The sequence below is a fragment of the Corynebacterium pacaense genome, assembly GCF_900169525.1.
Taxonomy (GTDB): Bacteria; Actinomycetota; Actinomycetes; order Mycobacteriales; family Mycobacteriaceae; genus Corynebacterium; species Corynebacterium pacaense.
Map to the genome: position 1 here is coordinate 549,589 of NZ_LT821239.1, position 16,448 is coordinate 566,036.

Here is a 16,448-nt window from a genome sequence, read left to right on the forward strand (position 1 = left end):
GGCACACATCCTACGTCTGGGTCGTTTGCTGGAACTGGGCGGGGCCGCGGTCGCGGGTCCGCCCGCGTACCCGCTTGCTGCGGTGGAGGCGTCGAAACGCGTTCGTACGGACACCGGTTACTCCACGCCCTGGAGGTACTCGGTGACGCCCCACTTCCGGCGGACGCGGGTCAGGGAGTCCGCGGTGCGCACATAGACCTCCGGTTGGTACTCAATGAACATCGACTGATAGCACATCGTGTAAGCGCCAACCTTGTTGAAGATGATGCGATCGCCCCGGTGGAGGGCGGGGGCATCACTGAGAGTCATGAGGCGGTCATCCTCCATGCAGGTGAAACCGCTGAGAATCTGTTTGGGGACGGTTTCGGTGGAGGAGGCGTGGAGTTCGATGTCGAAGGGGCGCCGGCGGCGGAAGAGGGGATCGATGTTGGTTCGACTGGCGTCGGTGACCACGAAGGTGGCGGGACCGACCTTCTTGACATCGATCACCCCGGCGTGGAACTCCACCGGAACCGCGATCAGGGAACCCCCCGGCTCGACGATGAGCCGGGTCCGGGTGATGTCGACCACGGGGGAGAGCACCTCCAGGATCGTGGAGACGTAGTCGTCGAAGGTCGGCTGTGCGTCCACTCCGCCGAAGAATCCCCCTCCGATGTCTATCCACTCCGGCGTCAGGTTCCGGGAGGTGATCAGCGCGGCGGCCACCCCGGCGGCGGCACGGTACACCCCCAGACCCTGGGAGCGGGAATTGCGGTGCATGTGCAGACCCGCTATCGCCACCCCGGATGAGCTCAGCTCGGAAATCGCCTCATCCAGCTCACCGTTGTCGGCATTGAAGCCGAAGCGGCTACCGTCCTCGCCGGTGGTGCTCTCCCCCGGGCAGTGGGCCTCGAGATCCCAGTTGACCCGCAGCCCCACCTTCAGTTCGAGTTCGGGGTGCTCGCGCGCAAGCTCAGCCGTCCACTCCACCTCACGTTTCGCATCCAGGTTGATGATCGAGCCCTCCAATAGCGCTGAGCGCAGCCGCTGCCGGCTCTTGATCGGCCCGTTGTAGACGATGCGCGCCGGCTCGTAGCCCAGAGTCAGGGCCAGCTCGTATTCGGTATCGGAGACGACCTCCGCCCACGCGCCGTGCTCACGCATGAAGGTCACGAGCCAGGGCAGGGAGTTGGTCTTGAAGGAGTAGGACAGGATCGAGTTCGGCCAGTGCGTGAGCAGGGCCCGCTGGAAACTGTGGAGGAAGGACTCGAGAAGGGGCACATCAATGACAAAGGACGGGGTCGGCGGTGTCAGATCGGGTGCGGGTCCGGAACGCTGCATGGTGGGTCTCTTCTCCTGGAGGGTCTTCACAGTTGCGGGGATGACGGGGCGTTCGCACACCCGGGTACGCGACCGGAGGACCGGTCGGGCACCTCCGCTTCGGAGGGGCGCAGATTGCTGTAGAGGATGGGCAGGGTGATGACGAAAACCGTGAACACCGTTCCCACAAGGCCGATGCTGAACAGTGAGGCGCTCTCGGCCAGGGAGTACACGGCCACGGCCACGCCGGAGGCGTAGAGGACGTGGCGGCGGTAGCTGTCCAGAGGGCTGCGGGCGAGTCGGGACCAGGCAATCGACACAATGACCAGCAGCACCAGCATCTCGACCAGTCCGCCGCCGACCAGTGTCTCAACGAAGAAGCTGTGGAACTCCGCGGTGGTCATACCGAGCTGCTGGGCCATGTCGATGCCGTTGAAGGCACCGACCCCGAAGAGGATATTGTGGTCGTACCAGATGCCCAGACCCAGTTGCCAGAGGTCATCCCGACCGGCGAGGCCCGAGCTGGGGCGGACGAGGACCTTTCTCAGGGTGTCCATCAGGCCCAGGTAGTTGGCCAGCAGCACGGCGAATCCCCCGAGGACGATGAAGGAAATCAGGAACGTCGGCCTGCTCCTCAGATGCAGCACCGCGAAGACAAGGGCGAAGATGAGCACCGCGATCAGCGAGGTCCGGGACATGGTCAGAATTAGCGAACCGAACTGGGCGGCGAACAGCAGGATGCTCACCGGGCCGGGCCTCCTGCCGTGGAGAAACAGCGCGTGCGCGACGATGCTGAGGAACAGGAAGAACCCGTACTGGTTGCGGTTGGCGAAGAAGCTGGAGAAGTCCAGCTCGTAGCTGGAGGTGACGGTGGAGATGCTGGAGAAATCCCCAGCGTTGAGCGCAACGTTGACGATGACGGTGAGGACCGTGAGCCACAGGAAGCCCCGGAGGAAATCCCCCATCTGCCTCTCGCTCGGCGTCATCGCCTGTGCCACACCCGCGTAGATCACCACGCCGAGGAGCTTGCCGACGACGCCGAGCAGGTCCATCAGGTCGGTGTCCAGGCCGGCGAGCCAGGCACTGACCAGGGTCACCACCTGCAGGCAGGCGTAGAGCACCGCGATCCAGATCCAGGGGTCCTGCGGCTGGATCCGCAGGCGGAGCAGTGCAACGCACACCACCACCAGCTGCAGCAGGTAAGCCGCTCCGACACCGGCGGTCAGGGGTACCGGCAGATCCAGGGTGGTGATCAACGCCACGGGCAGGATCGCGATGATGATGAGCAGGACCCAGAGTCTCCCCGAGCCCACGCCCGTTGCGGGGGTGTCAGGTCTTCTCATGGAAGTATCCGATCTGCTAAACATTCATAGGTTTCGGCGCGGTTGAACAGTTCCTCGGCCATCCTCCGAGACTCCCGCCCCATGCTCCGGCGCAGGACAGGATCGGAGGCGAGCTCCGCGATTGCGGTGGCGACATCGCTGGATGACGGCCGGCAGTTGATTCCGGCACCGTAGTCGTCCAGCAGTTGGCGGTACTCCTCGCATTCCTGCGTGCTCACCACCGCCAAGCCCGCGGCGGCGTAATCACAGACCTTGTTGATGATGCTCTGCGCGGCCCCGGGCACGATTGGATTGACCGCGATATCGCAGGAGCGCAGCCGGGCGACCATCTCCGGATAACCGAGCCGCCCATGAAAGCGCACGGAATCGCCCAGGTCCCGGGCATCGTCACGCCACCGGCTCTCGAGCGGGCCGGAACCGATGATGTGCAGGATGACGTCGCGATCCCGCCCCTTCAGCTCGCGGAGCGCCTCGAAAACCAGCGGCAGATCGTAGCTGTGGCCGAGGGTGCCGATATAAGCGAGCGCAAGCGCGTCACCGGTGTCGTCGAAGGGTTCGGCCCCGAACTGATCGAACTCACCGAGGTTGGTGCCCAGATAGGTCGTGGACACCCCGCCCGTCGACCCCCGCGCCTCGCGGACCCTGCGCGAGTAGGTCTCGGAGACGGTGACGCACTCATCGGCCGCACGGTAGATGCGCTCCGCGCGACGCCTGAGCGGGGTCAGCAGCTGATGGGACAGCCATCGGGGTTTGAGTACCAGCTCAAAGGCCTCCGGCCACAGATCCTGGACATCCAGGATCAGCCGCACACCCTTGTCGCCGGCGTACCTCGCCGCCGCCTCCGCCACGTCGGTGGAGGGCATGGCGCAGAAGATCACATCGGGCACGGCACGCGAATCAAGGTAGTCCATAAGGTTCCTGCCCAGAATCCGGTGGCTGCGCAGTCGAGCGAAGGAGACGTTCGAGGAGTAGGCGGGTTCGGTGACACGGGTGATCCGGTAGTCGGCGACCTGGGAATCCTGAGCGTCCCGATCCCGCTTATGGGTGTGCAGGAAGGAGGAGGTGACAAGCTCCACGTCGGCTCCGCGCCGGGCCAGGATCCCGGCGAGCTCATGAAAGCGGCAGTTGGCTGAATCCCGCTCCTCGGCGAAGTGGGAGATGATCAGAATGTCGGGGTTCCTCATGGGTTTCTCCTGGTTCTGTTCACGCTGATCAATGCGAAGGCCGCGGCCACCGCACAGGCGCTGTACCCGATGATGGAACCGTAGGCGGCTCCCAGCATCCCATAGCCGGGGATCAGTGCAACATATGCGAGCAATGAAACCGCGGTGCCGAGGATCTCCACGGCCGAAACCCGACCCTCTGCACCGAGGGCTATGAGAATACCCTGTTGAACACGGGTGAGGCCGAAGATCACCGATGCGATGGCCAGGGGCAGGATGACGGTGGTCGCGGCACGGTAGGTATCCGGGAGAACGAACAGGATCATCAGATAGGCCGCGACTCCCATGATCGCCGACATCGCAACCAGGAGCAGGAACGACTGCAGCAGCAGGGGGCCCATGGACAGGGAACGGTCCCGCATCGTCTGGGACCAGCGGCGAAGGGAGGCGTCGACCCACTGCTGCACGGGCCAGGTCGCCATCTGGAGCACCGTGGCGACGGTGACATAGAGCCCCAGCTCCGCGGAGCTGCTCAGGATCGGCAGGAGCAGACGGTCCGAGTGCATCATCGCGGTGTTGCTGAACGCAGACGGCAGGAGCACCCATCCGCGGCGTCGTAAAGCCCGTCTCTGCTCATCCGTGGGCCACTCCGGCTCCGGGCCCCGCCGGACCGCCAGCCACAGGAGCACCACGGCCGGGATTCCCGAGGCCGCATAAATGCCCATCCACGCCACCGGATCCGAGACCCCGAGGATGACGAGCAGCCCCGCCCCGGCGATGATGATCAACTGCGCGGCGATCGCATTGAAACCGAAGCGCCTCCAGTCCATGCTCGTGACATATGCGACACGAACCGACATGGTCAGCGAGTTCAGCGCGACATAGACGGCGATGACCCCCGCACCGACCCACAGCCAGGAGGTACTGAATGGAGAGAAGGCGGTGGCGATGACCACGCAGGGAATCACTGCGATCGTCCCGGGCGTGATCAGCCGGACGAAGACACGGTACTCCGGGTTGAAGGCGCCCGTGCGCGAGGCCATGAAGGGTCGCTCCAGACCCATCACCGCGAACACCGAAACGAAATAGGAGAGCTGGAGCGCATAGGCGAGATCGCCTCGCGCCGAGGGATCCAGCACACGCGCAGCCAGCAGGTTGACGGCCAGCGCCCCCACCGCGGCGAGAAGTTGACCGCCCACCAGGACCACCGCCGCCGCACGGGCGCGCCCGGTCTCACTACCGACGCTCATCGCTGACATCCCATCCGGGGCCCGACGCCACCCTTCTTCAACTTCTTCGGGGAGAGGGTGCTCACGGGCGCAGCTCCAACCGGAGCATGGCGGCCGCCGGATCAGTAATCGAGAAACCCATCTCACTGTGCACCCTGATCGATTCACTGTTCCTCCCGGGGATCAGCGCGGCGGCGCCAGTGAACCCACCCTGATCCCTCATGAACTCCAGCAGCAGCGCCAGCGAGACCGCCTCGGCGTCCGGAGCAGCCCTGTCCGGGTCCACCCGCACCTGAACCAGCGGCACCCCGTCGCCCGGGCTCCTCTCGAAGCCGACGATCCCGATGGGACGGTCCGTCCCCTCGGCGATGACCGCCAGGACGGTGTAGGCAGCCGGATCCATCCCACCTTCCATAAGCGGATCCGGCGCAGAGGGATCGCCCGCGGTGATCCTGCGCAGTGAGTGCGAACCGGTTCCGGGGCGGCTGCGGTGGACATCCAGATCCTCGATCACCGTGGACTCGTCCTCGACCACGCCCTCGCTGCGGATCACCCCCTCGACCGTACGGATGATGATGCCCAGATCATCGCGCAGCGTGCCGTGCCGGGCGTACTCCGCGTCGATCGCAAGTCGTTCATCCCAGCCGAGAAGGTTGCGTCCCCCGACCTGTGCGGCACCGGTGATCCCGGGCCTGACCTCGTGGCGCCTGCGTTCAAGGTCGGTATAGAAGGGCAGGTAGTGCACGAGCAGGGGGCGGGGACCGACCAGCGACATCTCCCCCCGAAGCACATTGATCAACTGCGGAATCTCGTCCAGGCTCGATTTCCTCAGCAGTCTGCCGAAGGCGGTCAGGCGCTCACCGTCGGTCAGGATCGCGCCGGAGGCGGTGGTTTCGGGCAGCATCGAGCGGAACTTCAGCAACTCGAAGGGCTGCTCATCACGTCCGATCCTGTTCTGCCGGTAGAGGACGGGGCTGCCCATGAAGATCCGGACCAGGACGGCGGTCACCGCCCCGGCCGCAAGCGTCAGCGGAGCCGTCGCGAGGATCAGGGCCGTGTCGATCACCCTTTTCGCACGCAGACGCCCCCGCCCGGCGGACACGGTGCCTCTCATGACACCCTCACCGCCTCTACGTACTTCCCGCTGATGATCCCCGGCCTGGACGCCAGCCATTCATTCCCGGGAGTCAGTCCCGCGGCCCAGGCCACATATGCGCCCGGGACGTCGGCCCCGGCCAGATGGGAGAAGGGGTAGCCACCGCCGAAGCGTGGATTGATGTCAATGACGAAGGCCTCACCGGTGGAATCGACGATGATGTCGAGGTCGATGGTGCCCGGATGCGGAACCGCCTCGGCGATCCGCTCCGCGATCGGGGTGAATGCGTCGGCATCGACCGACTCCGCACGGTCCGTCTCCCCGGCCCGCATGCTGATCTTCCGGCGCGCCAGGGCACAGGCGAAGCCGCCCTCGAGGTCACAGACGACATCGAGTCCATACTCCACGCCCGCGATGTGTTCCTGGACGATCACCAGGGACTCCGGTGGCACCGCGGACTGCCCGAGGGCGGGGTTTCCCTGCCGTGTGGTCACCTCGAGGGTCGCGGATGCGATGGCGTCTTCCAGGTTTCCGCCGTCGGTGAAGCGCAGGCCCCTGGATGCGCTTCCATAACGCCCCTTGGTGATGAATCGACCCGCCGGTTCGAGGTCCGCAGGTACACCGTTACCGAGCCAGGTCGCCGGGGTGGTGATGCCGGCGTCCTCGAGGGCGCCGCACATGACCAGCTTGTCCTCCACCAGTGCCTGGGTTGCGGGGGAGACCCGGACCAGCGGCTGCCACTGCGCGGTATATGGAAGGTGCGCCCACTCGGAGAGCTCGAAATCATTGATCGACACGGCGAGGCTGATCTCGTTGTCCTTCAGGACCTCCCCCAGCCAGTCCCGGTAGGAGGGATCATCGACGCGCGGTGCCACCAGGAACTCATCCGAGAAGGCCTGTGCGGGGGAGAGATGGTCCAGATCCGCCGCGATGACGCGGCCGGTGAGTCCGTTTGCGGCAAGCGCCTCCCGGAACCAGCGAACCAGATAGGGGCGCCGGCCCACCGAGGACAGCAGGATGTTCATCATCGCTCCTCCAGGAACTCCGTGATGCGGGTGTCCACGCGCTGCTGCTCGGCGGCGCTGAGTGCGGATCCGCTGGGCAGGGAGATGCCGGTGCGGAACAGATGCTCACTGGTGCCGTCGATCACCGCCCTCCGGTTGGCGTGCACGGGTTGCAGGTGCATCGGTTTCCACAGCGGGCGTGCCTCGATGTTCGCCCCACCCAGCGCAACCCGGAGGTCCTCGGCGGTGAAACCGGAGGTGGGGGCGTCGACAAGTATGCTGGTGAGCCAGAAATTATCCCGGGTGTCGCCGCCGTCGGCTCCGGAGGGTTCGCCGAAGATGCGCACCCCCGCGACATCCCTGAACAGACGGCGGTACCGCAGGCGGTGGGCGCGCCGCTTCTCCAGCATCTCATCCAACCGGGAGAGCTGGGCGCGGCCGAGACCGGCCAGAAGGTTGGACAACCGGTAGTTGTAGCCGATGTCGGTGTGCTCGTAGTGGACCACCGGTTGCCGCGCCTGGGTTGCCAGGTACCGCACGTGATCGGCCATCGACGGATCATCGGTGAGGAGGGCGCCGCCCCCCGAGGTGGTCATGATCTTGTTGCCGTTGAAGGACACTGCGGTGGCAACCCCGAATGAACCGGCGGACCGTCCGGCCCGCCTGGCACCGAGGGATTCCGCGGCGTCGGAGACCACAACCGCGCCGTGACGATCGGCGATCATACGGATGCGGTCGTGGTCGGCGATCTTCCCCAGCAGATCCACCGGCACCACCGCCTTGACCTCACGCCCCTGCTCCTCGAGGGCGAGGAAGGCGTCCTCCAGGAGATCGGGGTTGATGTTGCCGCTTTCATCACTATCGACGAACACCGGTTCGGCACCTGTGTAGATGATCGCATTCACCGTGGCGGTGAAGGTCATCGTGGAGGTGAGCACGAGGTCGCGCGGTCCGATACCCAGGGTTAGAAGTGCCAGGTGCAGTGCGGCGGTGCCCGAGGACAGCGCGACCGCGTGCGCCCGGCCGCAGTACTGCGCGAGCTCAACCTCGAATGCATCCACCTCCGGTCCGAGGGGTGCGATCCAACCGGAGCGGAAGGCGCGGACGAGGGCGTCCTCCTCCAGCTGCGTCACATCGGGGGAGGACAGATGAATTCGGGTTGAGGTCATTTCGAGAGCTCCCTTCTGCCCGCGGAGGCGTGGGGTGCTTTTCCGAGCAGGAGGCTGAAATCATCATGGTTGAGCTGTTCGGGGCCGAGCACCTCGGCGTGTGCATGGGAGATCAGCGGATGGAAGGGGCGGAACTCGGTTTCTCCGTCACCGACCAGTTCCTCGTGCATCTTCTCGCCGGCCCGCAGACCGGTGAACACGATCTGGATTTCCTTTCCGGAGATCTCGATCATCTTCTTGGCGATCTCGAGGATGTTGACGGGCTCACCCATGTCCAGGATCAGCACCTCGCCGGATTGGCCGATCCCGCCGGCCTGCAGGACCAGCTGACAGGCCTCCGGAATCGTCATGAAGTAGCGCGTGACATCCGGGTGGGTCACCGTCAGTGGCTTGTCCTCCTCTATCAGCCGCATGAACGTCGGCAGCATCGAGCCCCTGCTGCCGATGACGTTTCCGAATCGGACCGACAGGTAGGGCCTGCCGGTGTTCACACCGAACCAGGCGGTGAGCCTCTCGGCGTAGCGCTTCGAGTAGCCGAGCACGCTGGTCGGATTGGCGGCCTTGTCGGTGGAGATGTTGATGAAGGTCTCCACGTTCGCGGCCTCCGAGGCGCGCAGGACGTTGAGGGTGCCCAGGACGTTGGTTTTCCACGCCTCCTCGGGATACTGCTCGAGCATCGGCAGATGCTTCAGCGCCGCCGCATGGAAGACCACCTGCGGCCTGCGGTTGATGAACAGTTCCGTCAGGGTCTCGGAATCCCGGATATCGGCGAGCACGACCGCCTCGGTATCGAGCAGTCCGTTACCCGCCACATTGATCAGTGCCCCCTGCAGGCCCGTCTCGTCGCGGTCCAGCATGATCAGTTCCGAAGGTGCGAACCTGCTGATCTCGGTGCACAGCTGGGAGCCGATGGAGCCGCCCGCGCCGGTGACCAGCACCCGCTTGCCCGTGAGGTAGGAGGCGATCTCCGCAACATCGGTTTCCACCTGCTTGCGTCCGAGCAGGTCCTCGATCGCGAGGTCGCGCAGATCGTGGCCGCGGATCCGGTTGTCCATGATGTTTTCCAGAGATGCCATGACCTTGACCGTGACACCCAGCTGGTGGGCCCGGTCCTGCGCCCGGCTCAACAGCGCGGCATCGGCCCTGGCGATGGCGATGATCAGGACCTGTGCCCCGGTGGACTCCGCGGCGAATTGCAGATCGTCGAGTGAGCCGAGCACCGGGACCCCGCGGATACGTCGGTGCTTCAACCCCGGGGCGTCGTCAAGCAATCCGACCGGCAGGTACCTCGATGAGGAATCCGACATCATCCAGTGGATGAGAATGCCTCCGACGTGGCCGGCACCGTAGATGAGGGCGGGGGTTGAGCCCTCACCGGGGCGCATGGAACGTTCCCGCCACACCCTGGCGATGTACCTGGCACCGAACATGACCAATAGGGCGAGGGGGGTTGCGATCAGCATCATCCCCCGCGAGATCCCCCACTGGCCACCGAAGATGAGGGAGACGACCCAGAGGGCGAACCCCACCGTCAGGCCGATGGAAGCTATGGTCAGCGCCTCCTCGAAATCGCCGGTGTCCGAACGCTTGCGGTGGCCGTAGAGATGAAATGCCGTTCCCACGGCGAACTGGAGCAGCATGGCGAAGACCACGAAAGCCAGGCAGCCGACCCAGTTGATCTCGTCCAGTTGGAAGTCATAGCGAATGATTGCGGCGGACGGGATGGCGTACAACCATGCCAGTGCGTCCAGGATGTAGAAGGATGCGCCCGGTGGCATGCGTCTTCGGGGATACGGTGCGGAGCCGCTGGTGCTCCCGCGCCGGGAGTTCAGAACCATGATGTTCCTCCATCTAGTGAAGTGGTGAGTCGGTTATCGGACCAGATGAGGATCGAATCCCCGGTCCGTGAGAGGGCCAGATTCGCTGCATCCAGGGAGGTGGTGGCCCCGTTGATCGCGGCACATCCCGTGTCCACGACGTCGCCTGTCGCATCGAGGGTGGTGAGGCTCAGACCCGCACAGGTCTCGCCCCCTGGCTGGGCAAGGATGAATCCGGTGTCCGACAGGCCCACCGCAAGGGTGGCTGAGGGCTGCGTCAACCGTGTCCAGGAAGCTCCGGAGTCCGGACTCAGCTCGAGCGAGCCGTCACTGCACAGTGCGAGAGCCCTGGCGCCGGCCGCCGAAACCGAGGTGCTTTCGCATCCAGGGGTCTGTGGTCCCAGGGGTGTGTTGATCAGCTCCGGGTCGGAGGGATCGAGATACCAGGTGGCTTCCGCAGGCGACGGCCCGGTCCAGGTACCGCCCAGGTTGACGGTTGAATAAAGACGCGGTTGGCAGTCGGCGTCGAGCGCCACCATGAGTACCTGCGAGCGGTTCTCGGCGAGGATGCCCAGGATCCTTGTGGGACCTGAGGCGGTGGCGGTTTCGGAGGGGATCCAGCTCCGTCCGGAGTCACCGGAGAACTCCACGACGCCGGGAACCTGGCAGGAACCGGTGGACGCGCGCACCACCACGGAGCCATCGACATGGGTGAGTATTTTCTGAACGGGACCGTTGTTGGCCGTGGCGCCGGTGGCACCACCGGGCCTCGCCCCCGGATTCGCCCCCGGATTCGCCCCGGGATTCGCCCCGGCGGCGACGCGATCCTGCACCGATGCGTTCATCCCTGCCTGATTTCCACTGACCACGGGCAGCGCCTTGTGGGTGCCACTGTGCACGCTGACATAGGCGATGAAGGCCAGCGCCAGTGCGAAGATGCTCAGGAAAACCAGAGAGGAGACCTGGATCCACAGTGAGGTCGGTGCTCCGCTGATGCGTGAGCCACGCGTGCTTCTGTTTCCCTTTCGCATCAGTTCTCCCCCTCCACGGGTAGCGTGAGTGACTTCCGCAGCAGTTCCACGGTCCGTTCCACGGCGGGCAGCAGATCTTCGGCTGTCTGGGCATAGACCTTCGGACCCTGACGATAGGGGTCGGTGACATCGTCATCGCCCGGATTGCGCAGGGGCTGGAAGATGTCGCGGCTGAGGGTGACGGCGCGCACCGCGGCCCTGAGGCGTTCGATGCCCCCGGCCTCACCCGCGCCTATCTCAGCGGCGAGATCAAGGTCGGTGGTGGCCTCGGCCAGTCGAGCGAAACCCCGGATGGTGAAGACCTTCCGCGTCGCACGCGGGGTCAGTTCCACCACGGCGCGCCGGTGCTCTCGTGCCATCACGAGAATCAGGTCGGCGGATTCCACAAGATCCCTGTCAATCTGTCGGCCCAGGTGTCCGCCCGGGTTGCGGACGCCGAGTGAACGGGCCAGTTCCTGTGCGGGTTCGGGCATCGGTTCATCCACCAGTGCCTGAACTCCGGCCGAGGTCACGGTGATCACGGGGGTGTCGCGGAGCCGGTCATTGATCAGTTGGGCGGCGAGGGGTGATCTGCACACATTTCCCGTGCAGATCGTCAGAATCCTAAAGTGGCCTGGATTGCTTTCCATGTCTTTCCTTATGCTCTGAAACGCGGTCGTCGGTGATCTCGGCCCCGGGCGTTGCCGCAGCTGTGGATTCGGTGGGGGACTGCTTGCCGTAGCCGTAGTACTTGATGCTGCCCGGGCCCTTTTCCGGGACCATCGTCAGGATGATCCCGAGGACGGCCGCACCGGCGGTGCACAGGGTCTGCAGTGTCGATTCCAGGTCCTGTCTCGCCGTTGATTGTGCGGCGGCGACGACGAGGATCCCGGTTGCCCTTTTTCCCACCACGGCTGCGTCGGTGACGGCGAGAGCCGGGGGAGCGTCGATGATCACGTAATCGAAGCGTTGCTCGAGTGTGGCCAGGGCGGACTCCATCTGGGGTGAGCCCAGCAGTTCACTCGGATTCGGCGGGATCTGGCCGGCGGGGAGAACATAGAGTTCGCTTCTGCCCCAGCGTTGGAGGACATCGTCCAGTTTCGCGCTGCCGATCAGCACATCCGTCAGTCCGGCACCCCCCTCCACGCCGAGGTAGCCGCTGATCCCCGGTTTGCGGAGATCGCCCTCGACAACGGCGACGCTGGAACCCGCCTGCGCCAGGGTGATGGCGAGGTTGAGGGAGGTGGTGGTTTTTCCCTCGTTCGGATTTGGTGAGGTGACCACGAAAACGCGGTTGCCGGAGTTGATACTGAGGAACTCAAGGTTGGTGCGCAGGGTGCGGTAGGCCTCGGCGCGGGGACTGCGCAGCTGCTCATTGAGCAGGAGCGGGTTCTTCTCGGCGTTCGAGCTGTCCGCTATGCGCCCGAGGACCGGCTTTTCGGTGATCTTCTCGATGTCCTGGACCGTGTGGATCTTGTTGTCGAGCAGATTGCGGAGAATCGCGACCGCGTATCCGAGAACGAATCCGGCGAACAGGCCCAGCGCCAGGCTGTTGACAAGGTTCGGGGTGGTGGGGTTCTTCGGCACCCTCGCCGGTTGCGTGGTGGTCAGGCTCAGGCTGGAATCCCCCGCCGCGCCCTCGGGTTCGAGCTGGGTTCTCACCACCTCCTTGAAGCTCTCCCCGACGGCCCCCGCGATCAGCGCCGACTGTTCCGCGGAGGGACTGGAGGCGCTGATGTTGATCAGCACCGACTCCGTCGTGCTGCTCGCCTTGACGCGTTTTGCCAGGTCCTCGGCGCTCATGTCGAGGCCGAGTTCCTCAATCACGGGATCGAGAACCGCCGCGGTGCCCACCACCTGGACAAAACTGCCGATGATTTCCCGGGCGAACGCCGCCCCCTGGACGAGATCATCAGTGGTTCCCGTACCGGACCTGACCGAGACATAGACCTGCGTCTGGGACACGTACTTGGGTGTGACAATGAGGCAGTAGGCGGCACCTGCCGAGAAACCGAGGATGGTCATTGTCATGATCAGCGCCCAGTACCTGCGCAGAATGCCTAGGTAGTCGCTTAGTTCCATGGCGTTCGAGGGTTTCCTGTCAATGAGTGGTCGGGTTGCGGGTGTTTTGCGGGGAAATCTCTATCTGATTTACTAATGGGGTATAGGATTTTTCCAGAACATCGTTACACGAAAATTGCTACCTGTTGCTAATCCTACAAATCAGGTGTGAATCGACTCCGTTTTGCCTGAAATCATGCAAATATGGGGGTAGTGAGTACGCTAAGTGGCTGCATGGAGGGGGTGGCTGGTGTCCGGCCACCCCCATCCCGGGCTGATCCCGGAGCCAATCGGGCTGAAGAACCCGCTTGTCGACGCCCACCGAAGTGGGAAACGATGGTGAAGGAGGAGTAGATGAACAGTGACCGCGGGTCCGCATCAACCGCGGACGGGAGCCGCACGGGCCGATGGCTGCTGCGCCTGCTGGCTGTGATTCTCCTGGCAACCTGGGCACTGGCTTTCTTCTCCACCGTCAACAGCGCACTGATACCACCGATGTACCTCTACGTTTTTTCCGCGGTCTACACCGTGGTCGTGCTCATCGTGGTCTGGTGGTTGTTGAGGATCGGGAACTCGCCACGGCTCTGGAAGAAGACGCTGGCGGTGATCCTCGTGCTCGCACTGGTGGTGTTCCACATCGCGCTTGTCCGCAGCGCCTCCAGAACCGGGGAGCTGCTGCAGGGACTGGAGCAGCCGGCCAGCTCCAGGACCGGGTACGTCATCGTGGGACAGGAGGGGGAGCGGATCAACCTGGAGGACGCGGACAACATCGGCATCCTCGGCGATGATCTCGCCCAACCGGGACTGGTGGAGGCGCTCCGGCAGCGGACACCGGCGAAGCCCCGCACCGTGGGAAGTCTCGCGGAGCTGGTCCGCGAGGTCAAAAAGGGGGAGATCCCACTCGCGGTTCTCCGTGCCTCCGCATTCGAGGTCCTCGGTGATTCCCTTCCGGAGACGGATCGCGGTCTCGGCGTGATCGAGTCCGTTTCGGTGGAGTCGGCGGCCCCACCGATGGTCGAGGCGGAGTCGTCGGAGCCCTTCGTCCTCTACCTCAGTGGCCTGGACACCTACGGTGAGATCCAGGATTCCGGGCGAAGCGATGTGAACATGCTCGCGGTGGTCAACCCGAAAACCAAGAAGCTGCTGCTGGTGAACACCCCGAGGGACTACTTCGTCCAACTCGACGGGACCTCAGGTGCGCGGGACAAGCTGACCCACGCCGGGATCTACGGCATTGATGTTGCACGCCGGACCATGGAGGACCTCTACGGGGTCGAGGTGCCCTACTATGCCCGCGTCAATTTCACCTCCCTGCTGGAGCTGATCGACATCATCGGCCCGATCAATGTGTACGCGGAGCAGTCATTCGGTGACTTCAAGGAGGGAATGAACGTCCTCGACGGTGAGGCGGCGCTGGAGTTCTCCAGAACCCGTTATGACTTCGAGGACGGAGACCGGGAACGCGGACGCAACCAGCAACGCGTCATCGCCGCCATCGTGATGAACCTGAGCAGTCCGAGGAACGCCCTCAAACTGACAAGGGCCCTGGATCATATGCAGGGATCCTTTGAGACGAACCTCAGTGAGTCATCAATGCGGGAGCTGTTCCGGGAACAGGCGAACAGCGGCGGTTCCTGGGAGATCGAGAACTTCGCGGTCGAGGGCACCGATGCCGAGGATTACACCTACAGCATGCCCGACGTACCCCTGTACGTTATGATCCCCGATCAGGAGTCGGTCGATGATGCCAGGGGACGCATTCTCCGGGATCTCAACCGGCAGGGGGAACCCGGAAGGACAGCGCGAGCTCAATGAGCAGACGGGCTCCGAAGCCCGTCGGACCGCGGTTGATCCACCGGCGCGTCGACGATGCCTGTGCGGTGCCCGCGATATCGAGGTGCGCCCACGGAACCCCGTCGACGAATTCCCTGAGGAACAGACCGGCGGTGATGGAGCCGGCGTTGATGCCCCCGATATTCTTCAGATCCGCGATATCGGAGTCCAGCTCCTCCCGGTACCGCTCAATCAGCGGCAGACGCCAGACCGGCTCATCCGCATCGACGGCGGCCGCGGTGACCTGCTGCGCGAGATCCTCCGAATTCGACATCAACCCGGCGACATCCTCACCGAGGGTCCGCAGACACTGTCCGGTCAGGGTTGCGATATCAACGATGGCGTCCGCGCCGTCCTCGACGGCCAGCACGATCGCATCGGCCATCACCAGCCTGCCCTCCGCATCGGTGTTGAGCACCTCCACGGTCCTGCCGCCACGCATCGTCAGGACGTCGCCAAGCTGCATCGCCGAACCTGACGGCATGTTGTCCGTGCACATCAGGTACCCCGTGACCGCGGAGGTCACACCCAGTTGTTCCAGTGCGCCCATCGCCGCGAGGATGCTTCCCGCCCCCGTCATGTCATTTTTCATCTGGGAGTGCGAGATATCGCCGGGCTTGAGGCTGATTCCGCCGGAATCGTACATGATTCCCTTGCCCACCAGTGCCAGATGACCCGTGGGCTCGGCCGGCCGGTACCGCAGCACGATCATCCGCGGCTCCTCCACGGATCCACGGTTGACACCGAGAAGACCCCCGAGTCCGAGTTCCCTCACGGCCTCAAGGTCGAACACCTCGACCTCCAGTGAAGCCCCGGCGCCCACCTGCTCCGCGATGTCGGCGAACCTGGACGCGGTGAGCACACCCGCCGGGCAGGTGGCCAGATCACGCGCCAGTACCGCGGCGCCGGCGGTGGCACGGCCCCTCCGGGCCCCTGCGGAAACCGCGTCCTCCGCACCCGGGGGTGCCACCAGCACCAGGGAGGTGAGCGGAACCTGTTCCGGGGCGATGCTGCGCATGGAAAACTCGTGCCGTGCGAGAACCGTGCCCTCGACGATGGCCGCCGCCATCGCCGCGGGGTCACCGACCGCGGGAACCTCCGCGGCCAGGGCGGCATCGAAGGGCACCGACCTGGCGAATGCGGCGGCCGCATCACGCATCCGTGCAGGATTCAGGTCACTGAGCGTATCGACGCCCACGGCAACCGGCAGCGGCCGCCGCACGGTGGGCAAGGGCAGTGCCCTGCCGACACGGGGAAGGAAACCCGCACGGCGCAGCGCGGCGGCGTCAACGCCCGGGATGCCGGGGACGGTTCCGGAGGAGTCGACGGGGACGGCCACCGCGTCCGCCACGACCTCCTCTCCCGCCCGGACGACGGTGAGGGTGATGTCATTTCTCAGTTCAATGGTCATGTCCTTGTCCTTT

The 16,448-nt window shown here is 64.7% G+C and carries 13 protein-coding genes; 1 reads left to right on the top strand and 12 read right to left on the bottom strand.

What is annotated here, in order from left to right; all coding sequences use genetic code 11:
• Positions 1 to 117: 117 nt before the first annotated feature.
• The 11 genes from B7E02_RS02665 to B7E02_RS02715 all read right to left on the bottom strand — a co-directional run bounded on the left by B7E02_RS02665 (position 118) and on the right by B7E02_RS02715 (position 13,212).
• Complete coding sequence (locus tag B7E02_RS02665; protein WP_080792829.1) at positions 118 to 1,320, bottom strand: type III PLP-dependent enzyme domain-containing protein; 1,203 nt, start codon at positions 1,318 to 1,320, stop codon at positions 118 to 120.
• A 26-nt stretch (positions 1,321 to 1,346) separates the two neighbouring features.
• Entirely contained in the window at positions 1,347 to 2,642 is a 1,296-nt protein-coding gene (locus B7E02_RS02670) for an O-antigen ligase family protein (protein ID WP_179129635.1), read from the bottom strand.
• Entirely contained in the window at positions 2,639 to 3,826 is a 1,188-nt protein-coding gene (locus B7E02_RS14285; protein ID WP_179129636.1) for a glycosyltransferase family 4 protein, read from the bottom strand. The genes B7E02_RS02670 and B7E02_RS14285 overlap by 4 nt, the downstream gene beginning before the upstream one ends.
• Positions 3,823 to 5,055: a lipopolysaccharide biosynthesis protein gene (locus B7E02_RS13940; RefSeq protein WP_143336613.1), complete on the bottom strand. Its 1,233-nt coding sequence runs from the start codon at positions 5,053 to 5,055 to the stop codon at positions 3,823 to 3,825. Before B7E02_RS13940 ends, B7E02_RS14285 begins: the two co-directional genes overlap by 4 nt.
• Before the next feature lie 61 nt (positions 5,056 to 5,116).
• The gene (locus B7E02_RS14290) at positions 5,117 to 6,148 is read right to left on the bottom strand and encodes a sugar transferase (RefSeq protein ID WP_179129637.1); all 1,032 of its coding nucleotides are present in this window, start codon (positions 6,146 to 6,148) and stop codon (positions 5,117 to 5,119) included.
• Positions 6,145 to 7,158: an ATP-grasp domain-containing protein gene (locus B7E02_RS02690; RefSeq protein WP_080792838.1), complete on the bottom strand. Its 1,014-nt coding sequence runs from the start codon at positions 7,156 to 7,158 to the stop codon at positions 6,145 to 6,147. The genes B7E02_RS14290 and B7E02_RS02690 overlap by 4 nt, the downstream gene beginning before the upstream one ends.
• Entirely contained in the window at positions 7,155 to 8,303 is a 1,149-nt protein-coding gene (locus B7E02_RS02695; RefSeq protein ID WP_080792842.1) for a DegT/DnrJ/EryC1/StrS family aminotransferase, read from the bottom strand. Before B7E02_RS02695 ends, B7E02_RS02690 begins: the two co-directional genes overlap by 4 nt.
• Positions 8,300 to 10,141 carry a polysaccharide biosynthesis protein gene (locus B7E02_RS02700; RefSeq protein ID WP_425429771.1) on the bottom strand — a complete coding sequence of 614 codons (1,842 nt, stop codon included), beginning with the start codon at positions 10,139 to 10,141 and terminating at the stop codon, positions 8,300 to 8,302. Before B7E02_RS02700 ends, B7E02_RS02695 begins: the two co-directional genes overlap by 4 nt.
• Positions 10,132 to 11,151, bottom strand: coding sequence for a hypothetical protein (locus B7E02_RS02705; RefSeq protein ID WP_080792844.1), 1,020 nt, complete (start codon positions 11,149 to 11,151; stop codon positions 10,132 to 10,134). Before B7E02_RS02705 ends, B7E02_RS02700 begins: the two co-directional genes overlap by 10 nt.
• A complete protein-coding gene (locus B7E02_RS02710; protein WP_080792847.1) occupies positions 11,151 to 11,780 on the bottom strand; it encodes an arsenate reductase/protein-tyrosine-phosphatase family protein in 630 nt (209 codons plus the stop codon). Before B7E02_RS02710 ends, B7E02_RS02705 begins: the two co-directional genes overlap by 1 nt.
• Positions 11,755 to 13,212: a tyrosine-protein kinase domain-containing protein gene (locus B7E02_RS02715; RefSeq protein WP_080792854.1), complete on the bottom strand. Its 1,458-nt coding sequence runs from the start codon at positions 13,210 to 13,212 to the stop codon at positions 11,755 to 11,757. Before B7E02_RS02715 ends, B7E02_RS02710 begins: the two co-directional genes overlap by 26 nt.
• Before the next feature lie 333 nt (positions 13,213 to 13,545).
• Here B7E02_RS02715 and B7E02_RS02720 point away from each other — a divergent pair, with 333 nt between their 5' ends.
• The gene (locus B7E02_RS02720) at positions 13,546 to 15,006 is read left to right on the top strand and encodes an LCP family protein (RefSeq protein WP_080792856.1); all 1,461 of its coding nucleotides are present in this window, start codon (positions 13,546 to 13,548) and stop codon (positions 15,004 to 15,006) included.
• Here the strand turns inward: B7E02_RS02720 and B7E02_RS02725 are convergent.
• Positions 14,963 to 16,435: a leucyl aminopeptidase family protein gene (locus B7E02_RS02725; protein ID WP_080792860.1), complete on the bottom strand. Its 1,473-nt coding sequence runs from the start codon at positions 16,433 to 16,435 to the stop codon at positions 14,963 to 14,965. The two genes, B7E02_RS02720 and B7E02_RS02725, sit on opposite strands and share 44 nt — an antisense overlap.
• Between the last annotated feature and the right edge of the window lie 13 nt (positions 16,436 to 16,448).